The sequence below is a fragment of the Streptomyces sp. NPDC058955 genome (genome assembly GCF_042741435.1).
Taxonomy (GTDB): Bacteria; Actinomycetota; Actinomycetes; order Streptomycetales; family Streptomycetaceae; genus Streptomyces.
In genome coordinates this window covers 55,521-78,886 of sequence record NZ_JBHYKM010000012.1, presented here as the reverse complement: position 1 = coordinate 78,886, position 23,366 = coordinate 55,521, and the positions used below count along the sequence as shown (strand labels likewise).

22 protein-coding genes and 3 tRNA genes are annotated in these 23,366 nt (G+C 73.2%); 23 read left to right on the top strand and 2 right to left on the bottom strand.

Annotated elements, in window-relative coordinates; genetic code table 11:
- From ACFW1I_RS08080 to ACFW1I_RS08060, 5 genes are all read left to right on the top strand, one after another.
- Positions 1 to 284, top strand: a 284-nt coding sequence (locus ACFW1I_RS08080) for a PUA domain-containing protein (protein ID WP_384667291.1), incomplete at its 5' end; no start/stop codon positions are given.
- A gap of 197 nt (positions 285 to 481) precedes the next feature.
- Entirely contained in the window at positions 482 to 988 is a 507-nt protein-coding gene (locus tag ACFW1I_RS08075; RefSeq protein WP_384667288.1) for a hypothetical protein, read from the top strand.
- Between the two features lie 130 nt (positions 989 to 1,118).
- Positions 1,119 to 2,402, top strand: a complete 1,284-nt coding sequence (locus ACFW1I_RS08070; protein ID WP_384667285.1) for a glutamate-5-semialdehyde dehydrogenase — start codon at positions 1,119 to 1,121, stop codon at positions 2,400 to 2,402.
- An 88-nt stretch (positions 2,403 to 2,490) separates the two neighbouring features.
- Positions 2,491 to 3,135, top strand: a complete 645-nt coding sequence (locus tag ACFW1I_RS08065) for a hypothetical protein (protein ID WP_384667284.1) — start codon at positions 2,491 to 2,493, stop codon at positions 3,133 to 3,135.
- Positions 3,136 to 3,241: 106 nt separating this feature from the next.
- Positions 3,242 to 4,321, top strand: coding sequence for a hypothetical protein (locus ACFW1I_RS08060; RefSeq protein WP_384667282.1), 1,080 nt, complete (start codon positions 3,242 to 3,244; stop codon positions 4,319 to 4,321).
- A gap of 7 nt (positions 4,322 to 4,328) precedes the next feature.
- Here the strand turns inward: ACFW1I_RS08060 and ACFW1I_RS08055 are convergent, their stop codons facing one another.
- Entirely contained in the window at positions 4,329 to 5,462 is a 1,134-nt protein-coding gene (locus tag ACFW1I_RS08055) for a M48 family metallopeptidase (RefSeq protein WP_384667280.1), read from the bottom strand.
- 132 nt (positions 5,463 to 5,594) lie between these two features.
- On the opposite strand from ACFW1I_RS08055, the gene ACFW1I_RS08050 reads away from it, so the two are divergent.
- The 8 genes from ACFW1I_RS08050 (at position 5,595) to ACFW1I_RS08015 (ending at position 10,286) form a co-directional block, all read left to right on the top strand.
- A complete protein-coding gene (locus tag ACFW1I_RS08050; RefSeq protein ID WP_384667331.1) occupies positions 5,595 to 5,915 on the top strand; it encodes a hypothetical protein in 321 nt (106 codons plus the stop codon).
- A gap of 84 nt (positions 5,916 to 5,999) precedes the next feature.
- Complete coding sequence (locus tag ACFW1I_RS08045; RefSeq protein ID WP_030494103.1) at positions 6,000 to 6,164, top strand: hypothetical protein; 165 nt, start codon at positions 6,000 to 6,002, stop codon at positions 6,162 to 6,164.
- Between the two features lie 64 nt (positions 6,165 to 6,228).
- Entirely contained in the window at positions 6,229 to 6,849 is a 621-nt protein-coding gene (gene nadD / locus ACFW1I_RS08040) for a nicotinate-nucleotide adenylyltransferase (RefSeq protein ID WP_319013876.1), read from the top strand.
- 21 nt (positions 6,850 to 6,870) lie between these two features.
- A complete protein-coding gene (locus ACFW1I_RS08035; protein WP_384667277.1) occupies positions 6,871 to 8,598 on the top strand; it encodes an LCP family protein in 1,728 nt (575 codons plus the stop codon).
- Between the two features lie 69 nt (positions 8,599 to 8,667).
- Complete coding sequence (rsfS, locus tag ACFW1I_RS08030) at positions 8,668 to 9,108, top strand: ribosome silencing factor (protein ID WP_031005117.1); 441 nt, start codon at positions 8,668 to 8,670, stop codon at positions 9,106 to 9,108.
- Positions 9,105 to 9,758, top strand: a complete 654-nt coding sequence (locus ACFW1I_RS08025; protein ID WP_384667325.1) for a histidine phosphatase family protein — start codon at positions 9,105 to 9,107, stop codon at positions 9,756 to 9,758. The genes rsfS and ACFW1I_RS08025 overlap by 4 nt, the downstream gene beginning before the upstream one ends.
- Positions 9,759 to 9,852: 94 nt before the next feature.
- A tRNA-Ala gene (locus ACFW1I_RS08020) sits at positions 9,853 to 9,925 on the top strand.
- 127 nt (positions 9,926 to 10,052) lie between these two features.
- Complete coding sequence (locus ACFW1I_RS08015) at positions 10,053 to 10,286, top strand: hypothetical protein (RefSeq protein ID WP_026277450.1); 234 nt, start codon at positions 10,053 to 10,055, stop codon at positions 10,284 to 10,286.
- Here the strand turns inward: ACFW1I_RS08015 and ACFW1I_RS08010 are convergent.
- Positions 10,265 to 11,557: a glycosyltransferase 87 family protein gene (locus tag ACFW1I_RS08010; protein ID WP_384667274.1), complete on the bottom strand. Its 1,293-nt coding sequence runs from the start codon at positions 11,555 to 11,557 to the stop codon at positions 10,265 to 10,267. The two genes, ACFW1I_RS08015 and ACFW1I_RS08010, sit on opposite strands and share 22 nt — an antisense overlap.
- A gap of 132 nt (positions 11,558 to 11,689) precedes the next feature.
- Here ACFW1I_RS08010 and ACFW1I_RS08005 point away from each other — a divergent pair.
- The 10 genes from ACFW1I_RS08005 to ACFW1I_RS07960 all read left to right on the top strand — a co-directional run bounded on the left by ACFW1I_RS08005 (position 11,690) and on the right by ACFW1I_RS07960 (position 23,313).
- Positions 11,690 to 11,762 (top strand) — tRNA-Ala (locus tag ACFW1I_RS08005).
- Positions 11,763 to 11,833: 71 nt separating this feature from the next.
- Positions 11,834 to 11,906: transfer RNA gene (locus tag ACFW1I_RS08000), tRNA-Ala, on the top strand.
- 280 nt (positions 11,907 to 12,186) lie between these two features.
- Positions 12,187 to 15,051 (top strand): leucine--tRNA ligase, encoded by a 2,865-nt coding sequence (gene leuS, locus ACFW1I_RS07995; protein ID WP_384667272.1) that lies wholly within the window; start codon positions 12,187 to 12,189, stop codon positions 15,049 to 15,051.
- Between the two features lie 132 nt (positions 15,052 to 15,183).
- Positions 15,184 to 15,972 (top strand): hypothetical protein, encoded by a 789-nt coding sequence (locus tag ACFW1I_RS07990; RefSeq protein WP_384667269.1) that lies wholly within the window; start codon positions 15,184 to 15,186, stop codon positions 15,970 to 15,972.
- A 100-nt stretch (positions 15,973 to 16,072) separates the two neighbouring features.
- Positions 16,073 to 16,918, top strand: coding sequence for a DegV family protein (locus ACFW1I_RS07985; RefSeq protein WP_384667266.1), 846 nt, complete (start codon positions 16,073 to 16,075; stop codon positions 16,916 to 16,918).
- Between the two features lie 371 nt (positions 16,919 to 17,289).
- Positions 17,290 to 18,015: a helix-hairpin-helix domain-containing protein gene (locus ACFW1I_RS07980; protein WP_384667264.1), complete on the top strand. Its 726-nt coding sequence runs from the start codon at positions 17,290 to 17,292 to the stop codon at positions 18,013 to 18,015.
- Positions 18,012 to 20,489: a ComEC/Rec2 family competence protein gene (locus ACFW1I_RS07975; RefSeq protein ID WP_384667261.1), complete on the top strand. Its 2,478-nt coding sequence runs from the start codon at positions 18,012 to 18,014 to the stop codon at positions 20,487 to 20,489. The genes ACFW1I_RS07980 and ACFW1I_RS07975 overlap by 4 nt, the downstream gene beginning before the upstream one ends.
- An 80-nt stretch (positions 20,490 to 20,569) precedes the next feature.
- The gene (locus ACFW1I_RS07970) at positions 20,570 to 21,196 is read left to right on the top strand and encodes a winged helix-turn-helix domain-containing protein (protein ID WP_384667258.1); all 627 of its coding nucleotides are present in this window, start codon (positions 20,570 to 20,572) and stop codon (positions 21,194 to 21,196) included.
- Entirely contained in the window at positions 21,193 to 22,458 is a 1,266-nt protein-coding gene (locus ACFW1I_RS07965; protein WP_384667255.1) for an MFS transporter, read from the top strand. Before ACFW1I_RS07970 ends, ACFW1I_RS07965 begins: the two co-directional genes overlap by 4 nt.
- A gap of 27 nt (positions 22,459 to 22,485) precedes the next feature.
- Positions 22,486 to 23,313: an arylamine N-acetyltransferase gene (locus ACFW1I_RS07960; protein ID WP_384667252.1), complete on the top strand. Its 828-nt coding sequence runs from the start codon at positions 22,486 to 22,488 to the stop codon at positions 23,311 to 23,313.
- Positions 23,314 to 23,366 lie beyond the last annotated feature (53 nt).

The window sequence follows — 23,366 nt, the reverse complement described above, 5'->3', positions numbered from 1 at the left end:
GGGCCCCCCCCCCCCCCCCCCCCGCGGCGGGGCGCGCGTACTCGCAGGGCAAGAAGTCGCTCCTCGCCGCCGGGATCACCGCCGCCGAGGGCGAGTTCGTCGCCGGCGACCCGGTCGAGCTCCGCGACGCCGTCGGCCGCCCCGTCGCCCGCGGCCTCGTCAACTTCGACGCCAGGGAACTCCCCCGGATGCTGGGCCGCTCCACCCGCGAACTCGCCGCGGAGCTCGGCCCCGAGTACGAGCGCGAGGTCGTCCACCGCGACGACCTCGTCGTCCTCGGCTGAGAGCCACCCCGCTCCGGGGCCGGAAACCGGTGCGGAAGCCCTTGCGAAATCACCGCCGAAACGGCTGAAAGTCCTGCCATCCGGAAGGGACCTTTACCAAAACCGCCCCATGCGACGGCTCGGACTGGTCAACTTTGTCTCGGGGGTAACGAGCAACGCGGGGTACAGCACCACACGCATCACACAGGAGGCCGCCGGTGAGACGAGCGCGCCCAGGGGCACTGCCCCGCGGGACGACCGAACGCGCCCTGACGAGTGTCGAGGCCGGAGCCGACTTCGACGCGGCACAGGACACGGCCACGGAAGGCAAGAGCACAGCAGCCGAGACGGGCACACGGGACGGCGGCGCGGGGGAGCGCCCGCTGTCCAAGCTGTGGCACGTCACCCTCAGCGTCTCCGGCGTCGAGTCACCGCTGAAGGAGGTGCGGCGCGGGCTCGAACAGCTGGCCCACGACCACCCCTTCCTGCTGACCAGCCGCTATGCCAACGACCACGCCGAGATCCGGTACTGGGAGGAGGCCCGCGACCTGCACGACGCGGCCGCCGTCGCCCTCCGGCTCTGGGGCGAGCACCGGCAGACCGCCAAGCTCCCCCCGTGGGAGATCGTCGGCCTGGAGGTCATCGACCGGGAGACCTACCACCAGCGGATCGCGGAGGGCTACGGCCCGCCGCCCGCCGCCCCCGTCGGAGTCCACCCCTACTGACCGGCCGGGGTCCCGGGCCCCGACGGACCGGGCCCCCGCCATCCGCACGCCGGCACGGGCGCGTCTCGCACTGCGGGATGCGCCCGTCGTACGTGCCGGGTCGACCCGCCCGTGCCAGTACCCTGCGGGCATGACCTCGCTCACGCCCCTCGACAACCTCTCCCCGGTCACCCGGGCCGCCTACCGGGCCCGTGGCGCCGCCGCACAGATCGCGCCACTGCCGCGCTCGGCCAAGGACGACGCCCTCCTCGCCATCGCGGACGCCCTCGAAGTCCGTACCGCGGAGATCGTCGAGGCGAACGCCGAGGACATCGCCAAGGCCCGCGAGGCCGGCACCAGCGAGTCGATCATCGACCGGCTCACCCTCACCCCCGAGCGGGTCCGCGCCATCGCCGCCGACGTCCGCCACGTCGCCGCCCTGCCCGACCCGGTCGGCGAGGTCGTCCGCGGCTCGACCCTCCCCAACGGCCTCGACCTCCGCCAGGTCCGCGTCCCCCTCGGCGTCGTCGGCATCATCTACGAGGCCCGGCCCAACGTCACCGTGGACGCCGCCGCCCTCTGCCTCAAGGCCGGCAACGCCGTGCTGCTCCGCGGCTCCTCCTCCGCCTACGCCTCCAACACCGCCCTCGTCACCGTCCTCCGCGACGCCGTCGGCGGCGCCGGGCTGCCCGCCGACGCCATCCAGCTCGTCCCCGGCGAGTCCCGCGACTCCGTCCGCGAGCTGATGCGCGCCCGCGGCCTCGTCGACGTCCTCATCCCGCGCGGCGGCGCCTCCCTGATCAAGACGGTCGTCGAGGAGTCCACCGTCCCGGTCATCGAGACCGGCACCGGCAACTGCCACGTCTACGTCGACGCCCAGGCCGACCTCGACATGGCCGTCGACATCCTGATCAACTCCAAGGCCCAGCGGGTCAGTGTCTGCAACGCCGCCGAGACCCTCCTGGTCCACCAGGACATCGCCGCCGCCTTCCTGCCCCGCGCCCTCGACGCGCTGGCCGAGGCCGGCGTCACCGTCCACGCCGACGAGCGGGTCCTCGCCCACACCGAGGGCACCAAGGCCACCGTCGTCCCGGCCACCCCCGAGGACTGGGAGACCGAGTACCTCTCCCACGACATCGCCGCCGCGGTCGTCGACTCCCTCGACAAGGCCGTCGAGCACATCCGCATGTGGACCTCCGGCCATACCGAGGCCATCGTCACCACCTCGCAGGCCGCGGCCCGCCGCTTCACCCAGCTGGTCGACTCCACCACGGTCGCCGTGAACGCCTCCACCCGCTTCACGGACGGCGGACAGTTCGGCTTCGGCGCGGAGATCGGCATCTCCACCCAGAAGCTCCACGCCCGGGGCCCCATGGGCCTTCCGGAGCTCACCTCCACCAAGTACATCGTGACCGGCGACGGTCACATCCGGTAACACCACCTCGCACACCTCCTTTCGGTACGGGCGGGGAGACTTCGCACTCTCCCTGCCCAAAACCACATCCCCGGTCTACTCTGAGACCGTGCCGGACGACGTGGGGGGCAGGCCGTCCCCGAACGGCTGGGAGCCCGACGACGAGCGCGGAGGCGCCGCCGAGGGCCGCTGGGACGTGGTCTTCGACGAGGAGTTCGTCAGGGCCGCCGCCATCCACGAGCCGACGGCCGTCGAACGCCTCCTCGCCGCCGCCCAGGCCCGCGCCGAGGCCGAATCGGCCCGCGCCCGCGCCCTCCGCGCCGCGGGCGACGACGACCTCTACGACGACGGCCGCGACCCCGTCGGCCTCACCTACGAACCCGACGACATCGGCGACGACGCCAGCCCCTACGGCCGCCACGGCGGCGCCCTGCGCCCCTACCGGGGCAGCGCCCGCTGGCACCGGCCCGTCGCCTGGCTCCTCGCCCTCCTGATGGGCATCGGCATGGTGGCCCTCGCCTTCACCGCCGTCTACCGCGGCGCCGCCGCCAACCGCCAGGACCAGGTCCCCCCGGCCTCCACCGGCGTCGACCAGCCCAACCCGGCCCCACCGGCCGCCTCCCCGGCCGCCGCGCCCCCGGTACCGGTGCTCACCGGCACCCCGGCCACCGCCGCCGCCCCGCCGGCCACCGGCAGCCCGGCGACCGCCGACCGGACGCCGCCCGCGGCCTCCGTCGCGCCCCGCACACCCTGACACCACCCGGACGGCCGTCCCGGCCACCACCCCGACGGCGGAAAACTTCCGAACTTGTCGTGTACCTGGGCGTTTACCGAAGCCCCCGCCGACCTACCCTGAAGGTATGGCAGGGCGTGGCGACCCGCCTGAGGGGACTCCCGAGGGACTCCCCGGCGGTGAGGACGAGTACCGATCCGTCGTCTTCGACGAGGCGTTCGTCCGCGCTGCCCACCTCCAGGAGTACTCGGCCCGGGAACGGATGGGCGAGCACGCGCTCGCCGTCCGCAACCGCCCCGGCCCCATCGGCCGCCGCGGCTCCGGCCAGGCCCTCCTCCTGGTCCTGCTGATCCTCCTCGCCTTCGGCACGGCCGTCTATCTCGGCCTGCGCAACCCCTACCAGCCGCCGCCCGACCAGCGCGCCGAGCCGCTCCGCACCACCGTCGTCCCGCTCGCCCCCCAGGGACCCGTCCCCGGCGGCGACCCCGCCCGGCTCCTCGCCCGCAGCCCCGCCGCCGAGTACCGCACCGGCGCCGCCGGCATCAACCTCCCCGTCGCCGCCCGCACCACCCACTTCTCCGAGGGCCAGGTCGTCACCGCCCTCAGCATCGCCAAGGACTACCTCGTGGCCTCCTCCCTGGAGCCCGACGTCCTCGCGAGCCAGACCGTCCGGCCCGCCCGGCTACTGCTCGACCCCGACCAACTGGCCCAGTTCGACCGCAGCGTCTCCGCCCCCGCCGACGACGGCCGGCACGCCGTCGCCGCCTGGGTGGTCCGCTTCGACCCCCGGCAGGTCACCGTGGCCGACGCCGCGCCCCGCGTCCAGGGCACCCTCCGCTTCGCCGAGACCACCCCCGACACCCTCGACGTCACCGCCGACCACACCTTCACCTACGCGCTGCGCCCCGCCGTCCAGGGCCCGGGCACCGACGCCGCCGCCTCCCTCTTCACGGTCCACCGCACCCTGCACTTCCGCTTCGACCGCGAGGACCTGCGCATGCACCGCGCCGAACTGCTGGTCAGCACCGTCGAGGCCGGGCCGCAGGCATGCGGAGCCGACACCGGAGGCGCACTCAGGCCGCTGCTGGCCGGGGCCGAGGTCCCGGCGGACGCCGGACCGGCCCTCACCGACCCCTACGCCGTCGACCGCCCGACGGCCCCGGCGCTCTGCGGAGCCCTCGCCCCGGCCGCCCAGCCCAAGCCCTGACGCCCGACTACTCCTGGGAGCCCCTGGCCTCGCCGCCACCCGTGCCGGAGTCCTTGCCCGGATCCCCGCCGGAGTCCTTGCCCGGCCCCTTCGGGGCGCCGCCGCCGAACACCGTCCGCAGCCGTCCGCCCAGGTCGCCCGCGAGCTCCCCGGCCCCGCCGGCTATGTCCCCGACGAGCTTGACCAGCGGATCCTTGCTGTCCTTCACGGTCTGCGCGTAGTGCCCGGCCGACTCCCGGAAGGAGTCCGTGACCGAGGTGTCCTTGTCCTCCGAACGCTTCGGGTAGTGGCCGTCCATCAGCCGCTGGTAGTCGCGGCTCTCCGACCACTTCTTCAGCTCGGCCGCCCGCACGGTGGTGAACGGGTGCGAGCGCGGCAGCACGTTGAGGATCTTCAGGACCGAGTCCCGCAGGTCACCGGCCTTCTCGTACTCGTCCGCCTGGGCGAGGAACGCGTCCACGTTCATCTCGTGCAGATGGTTGCCACCGGCGATCTTCATCAGACCCCGCATCGAGGCCCGCAGGTCCTGCCCCACGAGCAGCCCCGCCCGGTCGGCCGACAGCTCCGACTTGCGGAACCACTCGCGCAGCGCGGTCACGATCGCCATCACCGCCACGTTCCCCAGCGGGATCCAGGCGACCTTCAGCGCCACGTTCGTCAGGAAGAGCAGCACCGTCCGGTACACCGCGTGCCCCGACAGGGCGTGCCCGACCTCGTGGCCGACGACCGCCCGCATCTCCTCCTCGTCGAGCAGCTCGACGAGCCCCGTCGTCAGCACGATCACCGGCTCGTCCAGGCCCACGCACATCGCGTTCGGCACCGGGTTCTGCGTGACGTACATCGGCGGGACCTTGTCCAGGTCGAGGATGTAACAGGCGTCCCGCAGCATGTCGTTGAGGTGCGAGAACTGCGCGTCGCTCACCCGGACGGAGTCCGAGAGGTAGAGGAGCCGCAGACTGCGCTCCGGCAGCAGTCCGCTGAGCGCCTTGAACACCGTGTCGAAACCGCTCAGCTTCCGCAGCGCCACCAGCGCCGAGCGGTCCGCCGGGTGCTCGTAGGCCCGCGAGGAGATCCCGGGGAACCGCTTGCGCTGCCTGCTCGGCACGCTTTCCCGCTGGTTCCCGCCGTGGTTGTCGGTCATGAACGCCCCCTGTCCATCCGTACGAGTCGGTACTCGTCCCCCTGACACGACCCACCCTAGGCGAGGGCGCTATTTTGGGCGGAGGGCCTGTGGACAACTCGGGCCCTGTGGACAACGAGGGAGTACGACCGCATGCCGGACACCGCCGCAGCCACCACCGCCCTCACCGGGATCGCCGCGGCGGCGGAGCAGGGACCGGGCGACACGCTCCGCATCGTCCTGCTGGTCTCCATGGTCGGCGGCGCCCTCCTCGCCTGGTTCCTGCTCCGCGGCTACCGCAGCGACGCCACCACGGACGGCCCCACGCCCGACACCACGGACGGCACCACGCCCGACACCACGGACGGCACCACGCCCGACACCACGGACGCCACCACCGCCGGGACCGCGGACCGGTCCGCCGACACCCCCGCCCGAGGGGCGTCCGGGGACGCCGAGGACGCCAACGCCTGAGTCGGCGTGAGAGAGCCGCGACCGCCCGCATACGATGTGCGCGAAGTCTCCGCTCCCACCCCCGATCTGATAGGTCTGCCGAAGATGAGCCTCCACAGCACCGCCGCCAACCTCGTCACGCTTGCTTCCGAGGGCGCCGAGCACGGTGGCAACCACGACAGCCTCAACCCGTACGTCACCGGCGGTGGCGCCTTCCTCGCGCTGATGCTGCTGCTCTGGATCACCACCCGCTTCAACCGCGACCGCTGAGCCGGACGCGGACCGGGAGGCCGCTGAGCCGGCGTCCGCCGCCGTGCCAGTAGGCTCTGCACGCATGGGAGAGCAGGAAGTGCCTACTGGCGGCCGCGGCAAGCGCCGCCTCGGCGTGATGGGCGGGACGTTCGACCCGATCCACCACGGACACCTGGTGGCGGCCAGCGAGGTCGCCGCCCTGTTCCACCTGGACGAGGTGGTGTTCGTACCGACCGGTGAGCCGTGGCAGAAGAGCCACAAGGCGGTGTCGCCCGCCGAGGACCGCTATCTGATGACGGTCATCGCCACGGCCTCCAACCCGCAGTTCTCGGTCAGCCGCATCGACATCGACCGCGGCGGCGCGACCTACACGATCGACACCCTGAGGGAGCTGCGCTCCCTCAACAGCGACGCCGACCTCTTCTTCATCACCGGTGCCGACGCGCTCTCGCAGATCCTCACCTGGCGCGACGCGGAGGAGCTCTTCGCCCTCGCCCACTTCATCGGCGTCACCCGGCCGGGCCACGACCTCACCGACGACGGACTGCCCGAGGGCGGCGTCTCCCTCGTCGAGGTCCCCGCCCTCGCCATCTCGTCCACCGACTGCCGCGCACGGGTCGCCGAGGGCGACCCCGTCTGGTATCTCGTCCCGGACGGCGTCGTCCGCTACATCGACAAGCGCCAGCTGTACCGCGGCGAGTGACAGTCCCGGGGAGGGGCACCGGTGAACGATCAGCAGAACCCGTACGACCCGTACTACCCGCAGCCGCAGATCATCGGCTACGACGCGTACGGGCAGCCGGTGTACCAGCAGCAGGCCGAGCCCCCGCAGCAGTCCGCGTACGACCCGTACGCCGGACAGCAGCAGACGTACGGCTACGACCCCTACGCCCAGCCCCAGCAGCCGCAGGCCCCGCAGCAGCCCCAGGCGCCCCAGCAGCCCTCGTACGACCCCTACGCCGGCCCGTCGGGACACGGCCAGGCCCAGGGCGGCTACGCCCAGCCCGCGTACGACCCGTACGAGACCTACGGCGGCGCAGGACAGCAGTGGCAGGCCGCCGAGCCCGCCGCGCCCGTCGCCGCCGCCCCGGCCGGTGTCCCCGGCCAGCGGCCCGCCCCCGAGCCGCCCGCCGCCCCCGCGCCCCCCAGGGCCCCCCGCCGGGCCGACGCCGACGAGGACCGGGAGTACCGCACCGAGCAGTTCTCCTTCATCGAGGAGCCCGACGAGGACTCCGAGGACGTCATCGACTGGCTCAAGTTCACCGAGAGCCGGTCCGAGCGGCGCGAGGAGGCCCGTCGGCGCGGCCGCAACCGGGTGATCGCCCTGGTCGTCGTCCTCGTCCTCGCCGCCGTCGGCGGCGTCGGCTACCTGTGGTCGGCCGGTCTGCTCCCCGGTACCGGCGGCTCCGAGCAGACGCAGCAGGGCACCGCCACCGGCCCGCAGCAGCGCGACACGATCGTCCTCCACCTCCACGACATCCAGGGCGGCGGCACCTCCACCGCCCTCCTCGTGGACAACGCCACCACCAAGCAGGGCACCACCGTCCTGCTGCCCAACGCCCTCGCCGTCGCCGACACCGAGGGCGCCGCCACCACCCTCGGCAAGTCCGTCGAGGACGACGGCTCCAGCGGCACCCGCGAAGCCCTCGACACCCTCCTCGGCGCCAAGATCGCCGGCACCTGGCGGCTGGACAGCCCGTACCTGGAGAACCTCGTCGAGTACCTCGGCGGCATCGAGGTCGACACCGACGCCACCGTCCCCGACCCCAAGGCCAAGAAGGGCTCCGACCCGCTCGTCACCAAGGGCGAGAAGCAGACCCTCACCGGCCGCGCCGCCGTCGCCTACGCCACCTACCGGGCCTCCGGCGAGGCCGAGGCCAAGCAGCTCCAGCGCTTCGGCCAGGTCGTCAACGGCATGCTGCGCAAGATGCCCAGCGACGCCGCGAACGCCACGACCGCCATCGAGTACCTCCAGCAGATCGCCGACCCGTCCCTCCCCGAGAAGGACCTCGGCGCCTCCCTCGCGAAGCTCGCCGAGCACGCCAAGACCGGCGCCTACAAGACCGCGATGCTGCCCGTCGGCGAGGACGGCGCGCTCGCCGAGGGCGCCGGCGACAGCGTGGTCAAGGACATCCTCGGCGGCAAGGTCACCGCCCTCGACGCCGGCGGGGTGCCGCGCGTCTCGATCAAGGACGCGACCGGCGAGGACGCCGTCGAGGCGGCCAAGATCGTCCTGATCAACGGCGGCTACGCCTTCGTCGGCGGGACCAAGGCCGACAGCCAGGCGACGTCCGAGGTCGTCTACAAGGACGACGCCCAGAAGGCCACGGCCGTCGAGGTCGCCAAGACCCTCGGCCTGCCCGACGACTCCGTCACCAAGGGCAAGCCCTCCGGCACCGCCGCGATCACCGTCGTCCTCGGCCGGGACTACGAGATTCCGGGCGCCTCGTAATCGTTTGCGGGGTCGTCGGCGGTCCGTGAGACCCTGGAGGGGTACTGGACCGCCGACGAAAGCCTGCTTGTGACCGCCACGGATCGCTCCATCGAGCTCGTCAACGCTGCCGCCCAGGCGGCGGCCGACCGGCTCGCTCACGACATCATCGCGTACGACGTCAGCGACGTGCTGTCGATCACCGACGCCTTCCTGCTCGCCTCCGCGCCCAACGACCGCCAGGTCAAGTCGATCGTCGACGAGATCGAGGAGCGGCTCCAGAAGGAGCTCGGCGCCAAGCCGGTGCGCCGCGAGGGCGACCGCGACGCCCGCTGGATCCTCCTCGACTACGTCGACATCGTCGTCCACGTGCAGCACAGCGAGGAGCGGGTCTTCTACGCCCTGGAGCGGCTGTGGAAGGACTGCCCCGAGCTTCCGCTCCCCGAGGACGCCGTCAAGACCCGCGGCAAGGCCGCCGAGCACGCCGCGCTGACCGGCGCCGACACGGCGGCGGACGGTGAGCTGAGCTGAGCGCCGCCAAGGGCGGCACCGGCCGCCGTATCGTCCTGTGGCGCCACGGCCAGACCTCCTGGAACCTGGAGCGCCGCTTCCAGGGCTCGACCGACATCGAGCTCACGGAAGCCGGCGTCCACCAGGCCCGCCGGGCCGCCCGGCTGCTCGCCGCCCTGCGTCCCGACGCGATCGTCGCCTCCGACCTGAAGCGGACGGCGGCCACGGCCGCCGAGCTGGCCGCGCTGACCGGACTCTCCGTCGCCCACGACTCCGCGCTGCGCGAGACGTACGCAGGGGAGTGGCAGGGGCTCACGCACGACGAGATCGTCGCGCGGTTCGGCGAGCAGTACGCCGCCTGGAAGCGCGGCGAGCCGGTGCGCCGGGGCGGCGGCGAGCTGGAGACCGAGGTGGCCGACCGGGCCGCCCCGGTGATCCTGGAGCACGCCGACAAGCTCCCGCAGGACGGCACCCTGGTCGTGGTCAGCCACGGCGGCACCATCCGTACCGCCATCGGCCGGCTGCTCGGCCTGGAGCCGCACCACTGGGAGAGCCTGGGCGGCGTCTCGAACTGCTGCTGGTCCGTCCTCGGCCAGGGCGCGCGCGGCTGGCGCCTCCTCGAGCACAACGCCGGCTCGCTGCCCGAGCCGGTCCTCGGCGACGACACCTGACGGTCCGGACCGGGCCCCGCGCCCGGATTTCACTTTCCGGCAGGTCACAGGCTAAAGTTCTTCTTGTTCGCAGCGCTGAGCGTGAAGAACACGAGGGGCTATAGCTCAGTTGGTAGAGCGCCTGCATGGCATGCAGGAGGTCAGGAGTTCAATTCTCCTTAGCTCCACAGTCACCGGATCCCGTCCTCTGCAAAGGGGGGCGGGATCTGTCGTTTTGTCACTTCTGGGCCGCCGCCCGGCCATGGCAGAATCGGACGGCCGGAGGGGGACCAGGTCCGGACGGGAGGGTGGCCTTTGGGTGCGCACAGGCGGAAGTGCGACTGGTGCGGCAGCGGCACGCCCATCGTGCGGGACATGGACCCCGTCAACCCCGAGTACCAGTACTGGTGCGAGGAGTGCGCGCGGGCGCTGATCATAAAGGGCGACCCGATCGAGACCTACCGCGAACTGGAGGGGGAGCCGATCTACGGCCGGCTCCTCGACGAGCACTGCACCCTCAAACGGTTCTACTCCTTCGCCACGGCCTGAGGCTCCCGCACCACGACGGCCTCCTTCCGGGCCCCCGGGATCCGCGGCCGGCGCGGCGTCCGCCACACCAGCAGCGCGTACCCGGCGAAGACCGCCGTCGCCGTCAGCGGATAGACCGCCGACAGCAGCATCTGACCCGCGTTCTGGTCGAGTTCGGGACGGCCCGGGTCGTGCGGCACCCACCACAGTGCGAACGAGGCGAAGGCCAGTGCCACCGCGCCCGTCGTGAGCCACGCGCGCGTGGCGCGGTCGTACAGCAGGATCAGCAGGGGCACGCACCAGACCCAGTGGTGGGACCAGGAGATCGGGGAGACCATCAGCGCCGTGAAGGCGGTGACGACCACGGCCACCGCCCGGTCGCCGCGCACCGCCGCCCGTATCGCGAGCGCCATCGCCGCGCCGCCGAGCAGGACCGCCGCCGCCAGCCACCACAGGCCGGGCGCGTCCGTGTGCATCAGCCGCGCCAGGACCCCGCTGAGGGACTGGTTGGCGGTCTCCTCCGCGTGCCCGACCCGGCCCGTCTCGAACAGCGTCCGCGTCCAGAAGGTCCGCGAATCCGCCGGCAGCGCCACCACCATCGCCAGTGTCGTCGCCAGGAAGACCCCGGTCGCCGTCAGCGCCGTGCGCAGCCACTGGTTCATCCCCCGGTTCCGGCGCCACAGCAGCAGGCCGGCGGCGAGGAGCAGCACCACGAAGAGTCCGGGTGTGAGTTTCACCGCGGTCGCCAGGCCGATGCCGAGGCCGGCCCAGCGGTTGCCCTCGCGGCGCGTGAAGTCCCACAGCACGGCCACCGCGACCAGCAGGTTGATCTGCCCGTACCGGAGGGTCGTCCACACCGGCTCGGCCCAGACCACGGCCGCCGCGACCCACAGCGTCGTACGCCACAGGTCGGCCCGTCGTCCGGGCGCGGCCAGGGCCGGCCGGACCAGCTGGAGCGAGAGCCGGACCAGCGCCAGCACCAGCAGCAGGTTCCCCGCGGTGGAGAGCGTCCGCATCAGCGGGACGCCGACCAGCGTCAGCGGCAGGAACAGCACGGCGGCGAACGGCGGATAGGTCATCGCCAGGTTCGCCGAGGTGGCGCGCATCGCGTACAGGTCGCCGCCGGCCCGCAGGGTCTCGGCCTCGGCCCGGTAGACCATCACGTCGAGCATGTTCACGTGGGCGACGCGCTGCGCCACCCAGAAGGCCGCGAACGAGATCAGGCAGGTGACCGCGGCGGCGACCAGGGGCCACGGCCGGGTGCGGGACGGGGAAGGTGCGGAGGGGGACACAGGGGGCGACCCTACCCGGAGCCTCCGACAGTGCCGGAGAAACGGATTTGGAGTTCTGCCCGGCGGCCGGTTACTGTTCTGTCCGTCGCCGCGAGGAAGACCCGCCAGGGAGCCGGACGGAGACGATCACGAGGGGCTATAGCTCAGTTGGTAGAGCGCCTGCATGGCATGCAGGAGGTCAGGAGTTCAATTCTCCTTAGCTCCACAGAAGGCAGACGGGCCATCCACACCGGATGGCTCTCCGCACTTCTGCGGTACGCTGATATGCCGCAATGAGGGGCTATAGCTCAGTTGGTAGAGCGCCTGCATGGCATGCAGGAGGTCAGGAGTTCAATTCTCCTTAGCTCCACAGAAGAGAAGCGGGTCATCCGGATCGGATGGCCCGCTTCTTCGTGTCCCGGAAGACCGGTGTCGCCCCGTGGACATCGATGCGGCCCCTGTGGGCGCTGCGGTACCCTGGCGCCATGCGTGCCGTACGCCTCCTGCTTATCGAGCCGCGCTGATCAGTCCCGACGGGCGGAAGAGATCCCGTCGGAGTCGGCGCGGCGTCCCCTCCTGTGCGAGGGGATTTTTCATTTCGTGGCAGTTCGTGGCAGTGGGCAGAGACGATCGATGGAGCTTCTAGGACCATGACCGAGATCAACACGGCTGCCGAGACGGCGGCCCCGCATCGCTACACGGCGGCCATGGCCGCCGACATCGAGGCACGCTGGCAGGACGTCTGGGACGCCGAGGGCACCTACGAGGCGCCGAACCCCTCCGGTGACCTGGCGGGCGACCCCGCGGTCGCCGCCCGGCCCAAGAAGTTCATCATGGACATGTTCCCGTACCCCTCGGGTGCGGGCCTCCACGTCGGCCACCCGCTCGGCTACATCGCCACGGACGTCTTCGCCCGCCACGCGCGCATGAGCGGCCACAACGTGCTCCACACCCTGGGCTTCGACGCCTTCGGCCTGCCCGCGGAGCAGTACGCCGTGCAGACCGGCACGCACCCGCGCGTGTCCACCGAGGCCAACATGGAGAACATGAAGGCCCAGCTGCGCCGGCTGGGCCTGGGCCACGACAAGCGGCGGTCGTTCGCCACGATCGACCCCGAGTACTACAAGTGGACCCAGTGGATCTTCCTGCAGATCTACAACTCCTGGTACGACACCGAGGCCGCCAAGGCCCGCCCGATCGCCGAGCTGATCGAGCAGTTCGAGAACGGCACCCGCGAGGTCCCCGGCACGCGCGCGTGGGCCGACCTGACCGCCGCCGAGCGCGCCGACGTCCTGGGCGAGTACCGCCTGGCGTACGCCTCCGACGCGCCGGTCAACTGGTGCCCCGGCCTGGGCACCGTCCTCGCCAACGAGGAGGTCACCGCCGACGGCCGCTCCGAGCGCGGCAACTTCCCGGTCTTCAAGGCCAAGCTGCGCCAGTGGAACATGCGCATCACCGCCTACGCGGACCGCCTGCTGGACGACCTCGACGGCCTGGACTGGCCCGAGGCGATCAAGCTGCAGCAGCGCAACTGGATCGGCCGCTCCGAGGGCGCCCGCGTCGACTTCCAGGTCGGCGACACCGGCGCCATCACCGTCTTCACCACCCGCCAGGACACCCTGTTCGGCGCCACCTACATGGTCCTGGCCCCCGAGCACGACCTGGTCGAGAAGATCGTGCCGGCCGCCTGGCCCGAGGGCACGCACGCGGTGTGGACCGGCGGTCACGCCACCCCCGCCGAGGCCGTCGACGCCTACCGCAAGCAGGCCGCCTCCAAGTCCGACGTCGAGCGGCAGGCCGACGCCAAGGAGAAGACCGGCGTCTTCACCGGCGCGTACGCGACCAACCCGGTCAGCGGCGAGCAGGTCCCCGTCTTCATCGCCGACTACGTCCTCATGGGCTACGGCACCGGCGCCATCATGGCCGTCCCCGCGCACGACAGCCGCGACTTCGCCTTCGCGCGTGCCTTCGAGCTGCCGATGCGCTGCGTCGTCGAGCCGAGCGACGACCGCGGCACCGACCCCTCCACCTGGGACGACGCCTTCGGCTCGTACGAGGCGAAGCTGGTCAATTCCGCCAACGACGAGATCTCCCTGGACGGCCTGGGCGTCGTCGACGCCAAGGCGAAGATCACCGCCTGGCTGGCCGACCGCGGCATCGGCGAGGGCACCGTCAACTTCCGCCTGCGCGACTGGCTGTTCAGCCGCCAGCGGTACTGGGGCGAGCCCTTCCCGATCGTCTACGACGAGGACGGCGTCGCCCACGCGCTGCCCGAGTCGATGCTCCCGCTGGAGCTGCCCGAGGTCGAGGACTACTCGCCGCGGACCTTCGACCCGGACGACGCCGACACCCAGCCCGAGACCCCGCTCTCCCGCAACGAGGAGTGGGTCAACGTCACCCTCGACCTGGGCGACGGGCCGAAGAAGTACCGCCGCGAGACCAACACCATGCCCAACTGGGCCGGTTCCTGCTGGTACGAGCTGCGCTACCTGGACCCGCACAACAGCGAGAAGCTCGTCGACCCGGCCATCGAGCAGTACTGGATGGGTCCGCGCGAGGGCATGCCCACCGGCGGTGTCGACCTGTACGTCGGCGGCGCTGAGCACGCCGTGCTCCACCTGCTGTACGCCCGCTTCTGGTCGAAGATCCTCTTCGACCTGGGCCACATCTCCTCGGCCGAGCCGTTCCACAAGCTCTACAACCAGGGCATGATCCAGGCGTTCGTCTACCGCGACGCCCGCGGCATCGCCGTGCCGGCCGCCGAGGTCGAGGAGCGCGACGGCGCGTACTGGTACGAGGGCGAGAAGGTCAGCCGCGTCCTCGGCAAGATGGGCAAGTCCCTGAAGAACGCCGTCACGCCGGACGAGATCTGCGCCGAGTTCGGCGCCGACACCCTGCGCCTGTACGAGATGGCGATGGGCCCGCTGGACGTCTCCCGGCCGTGGGACACCCGCGCCGTGGTCGGCCAGTACCGCCTGCTCCAGCGGCTGTGGCGCAACATCGTCGACGAGGCGACCGGCGAGGCCACCGTCGTCGACGCCGCGCCCGACGAGGACACCCTGCGCGCCCTGCACAAGGCGATCGACGGCGTCGCCCAGGACATGGCCGGGATGCGCTTCAACACGGCCATCGCCAAGATCACCGAGCTGAACAACCACCTCACCAAGGGCGGCGGCGCGATCTCCCGCGCGGTCGCCGAGCAGCTGGTGCTGCTGGTCGCCCCGCTCGCCCCGCACATCGCGGAGGAGCTGTGGCACCGCCTCGGCCACACCGACTCGGTCGTCCACCAGGACTTCCCGGTCGCCGACCCGGCGTACGTGGTGGACGAGACCGTGACCTGCGTCGTGCAGATCAAGGGCAAGGTCCGGGCCCGCCTGGAGGTCTCCCCGTCGATCTCCGACGCCGACCTGGAGAAGCTGGCCCTGGCCGACCCGCACGTCGTCGCGGCCCTCGGCGGCGCCGAGATCCGCAAGGTGATCGTGCGCGCGCCGAAGCTGGTGAACATCGTGGCCTGAGTGCCACGGCAGGACTAGGGGTTTCCCCTACGGGCAGGTTGGGGGTTCCGATGGAACCTCCGGCCTGCCCGTTCCGTTTACCGTGGAAGAACCACACCCGTGGGACGCCGACGGAGCCGAGGAGCGACGCACATGGAAGCCACGATTGTCACGATCCTGGCGCTGCTCTTCCTTTCGTTCGTGGCGCTCGGGGTCTACGCCACGGTGAAGGTGGTCAAGGCGGCCAAGCGCGGCGTCGACCGCACCCTCGACCAGGCCCGCCGCACCGTCGAGGACACCACCCTGCGGGCCAAGAGCTTCGGCCAGGCCGGGGTCGCCGCCGAGCTGGCCAGGCTGCGGCTCTCGCTGCGCACCTCGATGCGCGCCACCCAGGACGCGCTCCAGGCGGGGGTCGCGGAGGACGCCTCGCTGAGGGAGTCGCTCGACCTGTTCGGCCGGCTCAGCGCGCACGGCCGTGAGCTGGACGAGGACCTCAAGCGCCTGGAGCGGGAGCCCGACAAGGCGTACGTGGCCGGGCAGCTGCCCGCGCTCACCGAGCGGACCGAGCGGATCACCGGCTCCGCCGACGCGCTGCGCCAGGCCGCCCGCGACCGCGCCCGGCGGTTCGCCGACGACGACCTGGACACGCTGAGCGCCCAGATCGACGTCGAGACGGGCGCGCTGCGCCACTGGACCACCACCGACCAGGGCACGGCCGCGCCGGGGGCCGCGCAGCCGGCCTGGTACGAGACGACGCCCGGGCCGCAGGGGCAGGGCCGGCCGCAGGCCCCGCACGGGCAGTCGCAGCCCTCGCACGGGCAGCAGCAGGCGCCGCAGGGGCAGTCGCCGGCCGCGGAGACGCCGCAGGCGATCACCGCGCCCGACCCCCGGACGACCGCCTACCCGTGGGAGAAGACGGCCCGTCCCGAGTCCGCCGGCTGACCCTCCGGGCGCACCGGCAGGGCTTCCTGTGGGATCGTCGGACCGGCTGTGAGCGGGGTCGGGCTGCCGAGCGGCGGTCGCGGCGGGTAACCTCCCGCTCATGTCCCGGCATGTCGCGATCGTCACCGATTCAACGGCCTACCTGCCACCCCAGACGATGGAGCGGCACGCCATCACCGCAGTCCCGCTGACCGTCGTCATCGGCGACCGCGCCCTCCTGGAGGGCACCGAGATCTCCGCCAGATCGCTCGCCGAGGCGCTGCAGAAGCGGCGGTCCGTCACCACCTCCCGGCCCAGCCCCGAGGTCTTCGCCGCCACCTACCGCGAGGCCGCGGAGGCGGGTGCGCGCGGGATCGTCTCCCTCCACCTCTCCGCCGAGGTCTCCGGCACCTACGACGCCGCCGTGCTCGCCGCGAAGGACGCCCCCATCCCCGTACGGGTCGTGGACACGCGCATGATCGGCATGGCCCTCGGCTTCTGCGCCCTCGCGGCGGCGGAGGTCGTGGAGGCCGGCGGCTCGCTCGACGAGGCGGTCGCGGCGGCCGAGAAGCGCGCCGGGGACACCTCCGCCTACTTCTACGTCGACACGCTGGACTATCTGCGCCGGGGCGGGCGGATCGGGACCGCGCAGGCGCTGCTGGGCTCCGCGCTCGCGGTGAAGCCGCTCCTCGAACTCGACGGCGGCCGCATCGAGCTGCGGGAGAAGGTGCGGACCGCTTCCAAGGCGATCGCACGGCTGGAGGAGCTGGCCGTCGCGCAGGCCGGCTCCGGCCCCGTCGACATCGCCGTCCACCACCTCTCCGCGCCGGAGCGGGCCGACGCGCTGGCCGAACGCCTGGGGGAGCGGCTGCCGGGCATCGCCGAGCTGCACGTCAGCGAGGTCGGCGCGGTCATCGGCGCGCACACGGGACCGGGGCTGCTCGCGGTGGTCGTCTCGCCGCGCTGAGACGGGGTCGCTCACCCTTGTGGGTGAGCGAGTTGTCCACAAGGCCGCGGCTGTCCACGGAAGTCGAAGGGCGACGGCACCGGGCGGTGGCGGACCCTACCGTCGCAGGTATGGATCTTCGTACGCATTCCTCGCTTTCCTCGTCCGCCGTCTCCGTTCCTTCCTCGTCCGCTCGTTCTTCGGGCGCCTCGGCCGGGCTCACCGGGCCGCGTCGGGGTGCGCCGCCCGGGCGTGCCCGTCGGCGGGCGCGGGTGCGGCGGGTGCTCGCGCCGCCGGGTCCGGGCGGGGGCGGGACGGGGGTCGTCCGGGAGCGGGGGGACGCGCTGTTTCCGCCGCCGGTTCCCGATCCGCCGCCGGTCGCGGAGCCGGTGGTGGTCGAGGAGGCCGTGGCCGCCGGCGCGGGGGAGCGGCGGTGGCGGCAGGCGGTGCGGGAGCGGCTGCCGTTGTGGGTGCAGACGCGGTGCGGGCTCGAACCGCGGTCGCTGGCGGCGCTGGCCGTGGTGCTGGGGGTGGCCGCCTGCGCGGCCGGGGGGTTCTTCTGGGCGGGACGGCCGGAGCAGGTCCGCGCGCCGGAGGCCGTCCGGGTCGCTCCGGCGGTGGCCTCGCCTCCGTCGGTGTCGGCGTCGCCGTCCGCCGCGGGGGGTGGCGCCTCGGCGAAGGTGGTCGTGGACGTGGGAGGGAAGGTGCGTCGGCCGGGGGTGCTGACGCTGCCGGCCGGGTCGCGGGTCGCGGACGCGCTGCGGGCCGCCGGAGGGGTGCGGGCGGGGGCGGATCTGACCGGGCTCAACCGGGCCCGCGTCCTCTTCGACGGTGAGCAGGTGCTCGTCGGGGTGCCCGGAACGGCGGCCGGTGGAGGGACGGCCGGTGGAGGGACGGGCGCGGGTGCGGGGGCGAGCGGGGGTGGTGTGCCGCTGAGCCTCAACACGGCGACGGTCGAGCAGTTCGACGGGCTGCCGGGGGTGGGGCCGGTGCTCGCCCGGCGCCTGGTCGACCACCGGACGGAGCACGGCGGGTTCCGTTCGGTGGAGGAGTTGCGCGAGGTCGACGGGATCGGCGAGCGGCGTTACGCGGACCTCCAGCCGCTGGTGCGGCCGTGAACCGGGGCGAGCGGGAGACCGCCGATCTGCGGCTGGTCCCGCCGGCGCTGGCCGCCTGGGCGGCCGCCGCCGTGGCGCTGGGCGTGGCGGGTTGGTGGGTCGTCGCCGGGGTGGGGCTCTGTCTCGCCGGGGCGGCGGCGCTGCTGACGCCGGCGGTGGCGCGGCGGCTGACCAGCGGGCGGGATCCCGTGCCGGGCGGTGGTGCCGGCGGGGCGGCGAGGTCGCCGGGATGGCGGCTGAGGGCCACGGCCTGGGGCGGGGTGCTGCTGTGCGCCGCGGCGGGGGCGGCGTCGGCGGGGCTGCACGCGGCGGACCTGCGGCGCGGTCCGGTGCCCGTGCTGGCGCAGGAGTACGGCAGGGCCTGGGCCGAGGTGACGGTCACCTCGGATCCCCGGCTCACCCGGCCCCGGGTGAGCGGGCGGGCGATGGTGCCGGTGTCGGTGGTGATGGACGCCGAGGTGGTGCGGGTGGAGCGGGCGGGCGGTGCGGCCGTGCGGACCCGGGCGCCGGTGCTGCTGATCGTGCCGCCGGGGGAGGGGCGGGACGCGTGGCTCGGGCTGCTGCCGTCGACGCGGCTGCGGGTCGGTGCGCGTTTCGCGCCGCCGAGGGAGTCCGGGGATCCGTACGCGGCCGTGCTCAAGGCCGGGGCGGGGCCGCCGAGGATCGTGGGGCCGCCGAGCGCGCTCCAGCGGACCGCCGGCGATCTCCGGGCGGGGCTGCGCGCGGCGACCGACGGGCTCGCCCCGGACGCGCGGGCGCTGCTTCCGGGCCTGGTCGTCGGGGACACCTCCCGGATCGGCACCGAGTTGCGGGACGCCTTCGAGGCGACCGATCTCACGCACCTGCTGGCCGTCTCAGGGAGCAATCTGTCGATCGTGCTGCTGCTGCTCGTCGGGCGGCCGGGGCGGGCGCGGCAGGTGGAGCGGGGTGGGCTCGCTCCCCGGATCGGGCTCTCGCTGCGCGGGACGGCGCTGGCGGGGGCGGGGCTCACGCTGGCGTTCGTGGTGGTGTGCCGGCCGGAGCCGAGCGTGCTGCGGGCGGCGGCCTGCGGGCTGGTCGCGCTGCTGGCCGTCGCGACCGGCCGCAGGAGGTCGCTGATTCCGGCGCTGGCCGCGGTCGTGCTGCTGCTGGTGCTGTACGACCCCTGGCTGGCGCGGAGTTACGGGTTCCTGCTGTCCGTGCTGGCCACCGGGGCGCTGTTGGTGGTGGCGCCGGGATGGAGCGAGGCGCTGCGGCGGCGCGGGGTGCCGGGGCGGCTCGCGGAGGCGCTGGCGGCCGCGCTCGCGGCGCAGGCGGTGACGGCGCCGGTGGTGGTGGTCTTCGCGGGCCGGATGAGTCTGGTGGCGATTCCGGCGAACCTCTTCGCGGAGCTGGCGGTGGCGCCCGCGACGGTGTTCGGGTTCGCGGCGCTCGCGCTGGCGCCGGTGTGGGCGGCGGGCGCGGCAGGGGCGGCGTGGGTGGCGGGGTGGCCGGCCGGGTGGATCGCCCGGGTGGCCCGGACGGGTGCGGAGCTGCCCGGCGCGGAGCTGGCCTGGCCCGGCGGCTGGTGGGGCGGGGCGGCGCTGGCGCTCGTCACGGCTGCGGTGGTGGCCGGGGTGCGGCGGGTGCGGCACCGGCGCCGGCTGGTGGTCGGGGTGGTCGTGGCGCTGCTGCTCGTGGTGGTGCGGCCGGTGCCGCTGGTGCGCTGGGTCACCGGATGGCCGCCGCCGGGCTGGCTGTTCGCGATGTGCCAGGTGGGGCAGGGGGACGCCCTGGTGCTCGCGGCGGGCGAGGGCGCGGGGGTGGTGGTGGACGCGGGACCGGATCCGGCGGCGGTGGACCGCTGTCTGCGGGAACTGGAGGTGAGACAGGTGCCGTTGCTGGTGCTGACCCACTTCCACGCCGACCATGTGGCCGGTCTGCCGGGGGTGTTGAAGGGGCGGGCCGTGGGGGCGGTGCAGGTGACGGGGCTCGACGAGCCGCCCGGGCAGGCGGAGTTCGTCCGGCGGGTGGCCGGGGCCGCGGGGGTGCCGGTGGTGCGGGCGGAGCCGGGGGAGCGGCGGCGGGCCGGGGCGCTGGAGTGGCGGGTGCTGTGGCCGCCGGCCGGGCCGGGGCCACCGGACGGCGGGCCGAACGACGCCAGCGTCACGCTGCTGGTCCGGGGGCCGGGCGGGGTGACGCTGCTGCTCCTCGGCGATCTGGAGCCGCCGGCCCAGCGGGCGCTGTGGCGGGCGCATCCGGAGCTGGGGGCGGTGGACGTGCTGAAGGTGGCGCACCACGGGTCCGCGCACCAGGACCCGGGGCTGACGGCGGCGGTGCGGCCGCGGCTGGCGCTGGTGTCGGCGGGGAGGCAGAACCCGTACGGGCATCCGCACCCGAGGACCCTGGCGGCGCTGCGGGCGGGCGGGGCGCGGGTGCTGCGGACCGACCGGGACGGGGCGATCGCCGTGGCGGGAGCGGGGAGGGAGCTGGTGGCCGTGGCGCGGGGGTGGTGAGGCCGACGCGGGACGGCTTGTAGAGAAACACTTGTAAAGAAACGCTTGTAAAGGAGTCTTTCTATAGATAGCTTTACATCATGCCGGAGAGCAGCGCACCACCCCCCGAGGGCGAGCAGCCCCGCAGCATCCAGCTGACCGACCCGCTGGCCCTGCGGGCCTACGCCCACCCGCTGCGGATGACCCTGGTCGGGCTGCTCCGCCGGCACGGGCCCTTCACCGCCACCCGGGCCGCCGAGCTGACCGGCGAATCGGTGGCCAGCTGCTCGTACCACCTGCGGATACTCGCCAAGTACGGGCTGGTGGAGGAGGCGCCGGGCGGGCGCGGCCGGGAGAAGCCCTGGCGGGCCACCGCCCGGTACACCGAGTGGCCCGGCTACAGCGACGACCCGTCGGTCGCGCAGGCGGCCGACGAGCTCAACGTGGCCGTCGCCGAGCGCTACTTCGGACGGTTCGCCCAGGTGCTGGAGAACCGGGCGGGCGTGTCGAAGGAGTGGCGGGAGGCCGAGCTGTTCGGGGACGCCCTGGTCTACCTCACCCCCGAGGAGCTCGCCTCCCTCGGGAAGCGGATCGATGAGCTGCTCGGGGCCTACGCGGACCGCGAGGAGGATCCCGCGCTCCGCCCTCCGGGCGCCCAGCCCGTCAGCTTCCTGAAGATCGCCTATCTGGACCCGGACACCGACGAGAACGGGGAACGACAGAGATGAGCCTCACCGCACGGGTTCCGGCGCTGCTGCGCGAGCGGACCTTCCGCCGCTACTGGACGGGACAGAGCGTCTCGCTCGTCGGCGACCAGATCTCCCTCATGGCGCTGCCGCTCGCCGCCGTGCTCGTGCTCGGGGCCGACGCGGCCCAGATGGGCTGGCTCAAGACCCTCGAACTCCTCCCGGCCCTCCTGCTCAACCTGCCCTTCGGGGCCTGGGCCGACCGCCGGGCGAACCGCCGCCGGATCATGATCGCCACGGATCTGGGCCGGGCCGCCCTGCTGGTCACCCTCCCCGTCGCGTACGCCCTCGACATGCTGACCCTCGGTCAGCTCTACGTCGTCGCCCTCGGCGTGGGCTCGCTGTCGGTGCTCTTCGAGGTCTGCAACTCCACGATCTTCGCGACCCTCGTCCCCACCGATCGCTTCGTGCAGGCCAACTCGCTGGTCAACGGCAGCCGTTCGATGGCCTGGCTCGCCGGGCCCAGCATCGGCGGCATGCTGGTGCAGGTGCTCACCGCCCCGCTGGCGCTGCTCGCCGACGCCGTCACCTACCTGGTGTCGGCCGGCTACCTGGCGAAGATCCGGCCGGTCGAGCCCGCCCCGGCGCCCGTGACCAAGGGCCACTTCAGCGAGGGGATGCGCTGGGTGGTGCGGGAGCCGTCGATGCGGGCGCTCTTCGCCGCCTCCGGCACCGTGCAGTTCTTCAACTACATGTTCCACACCCTCTTCGTCCTCTACGTGACCAAGGACCTCGGCCTCGGCGCCGGACTGCTCGGCCTGGTGCTCGGCACCGGGGCCGTCGGCGGTCTGATCGGAGCGGCGGTCAGCGGTGCGGTCGTCCGCCGGATCGGCATCGGCGGCTCCCTCGTCGCCGGCTTCATCGGCTTCACCCTGCCGCTGGTCCTCATACCCGCCGCCGACGGGCCGCTGCCGCTCGTCGTGGGCGTGCTCTTCGTCGCCGAGTTCCTGTCCTGCGCCGGCGTGATGATCGTCGACGTGGCCGCCGGCTCGTTCCAGATGGCCCTCATACCCGAGACCATGCGGGCCCGGGTCATGGGCGCCTTCCGCACCCTCAACCACGGATTCCGTCCGGTCGGCGCCCTCGTCGGCGGGGTGCTGGGCACCGCGATCGGCGTCCGCCCCACCCTCTGGGTCGCCACCGTGGGCGCGGTCTTCGCGGTCCTGTGGCTGCTGCCCTCACCGCTCCCGCGCATGCGCGAACTGCCCACCCAGGAGCGGGAAGAGGCCGCCGCCACCCCGTGACGCCGGGCGAGCGGGCAGACTGCCCCCATGACCGATCATGAAAAGCCGTCCGCGCTGCCGGAGGCCGTCGTGGAGCGGTACCTGGAGCGCATCGGCGCCGGACGGCCGGACCGGGCCGACGCCGGGGCGCTGCGGGAGCTGCACCTGCGGCACCTGCTGACCGTGCCCTTCGAGAACCTGTCCCTGCACCTCGGGGAGGACGTCGTCCTCGACGAGAAGGCGCTGGTCGACAAGGTGACCGTGGCCCGGCGGGGCGGGTTCTGTTACGAGCTGAACACCGCGTTCGCCGCGCTGCTGCGGGCGCTCGGCTACCGGGCCGAACTGCTCCAGGCACGGGTCTTCGGCCCGGACGGGCGGGTGGGGATCCCGTACGACCACATGGCGCTGCTGGTGGAGGCCGAGGACGGGGGCCGCTGGCTGGCCGACGTGGGGTTCGGGGACCACAGCCACCATCCGCTCGCCTTCGACGAGCGCGGGGAGCAGGCCGATCCCTCGGGGGTCTTCCTGATCCAGGAGGCCCCGGGGGCCGACGGGGACCTCGACGTGGTGCGGGACGGCAGGCCGCGGTACCGGCTGGAGCCGCGGCCACGGGCGCTCGCGGACTTCGAGGCCGGTGCCTGGTACCACCGGACGTCGCCGGAGTCGCACTTCACCCGCGGGGTGATCTGCTCGCTGCTCACCGAGGACGGCCGGGTCAGCATCGGCGGCCGGAAGCTGTACCGGACCGTCGCCGGCGAGCGCACCGAGCGGGAGCTCGGCACGGACGAGGAGCTGTGCGAGGCGTACCGGGAGCTGTTCGGGATCGTTCTGGACGCGCTGCCGGCCGTACCGGAGGCGGGAAAGCGGAATCCGTAATTCGGACTCGTCGGTAATAAGGGCGCGTTTGCCTCGAACACCTCAGGGATGAT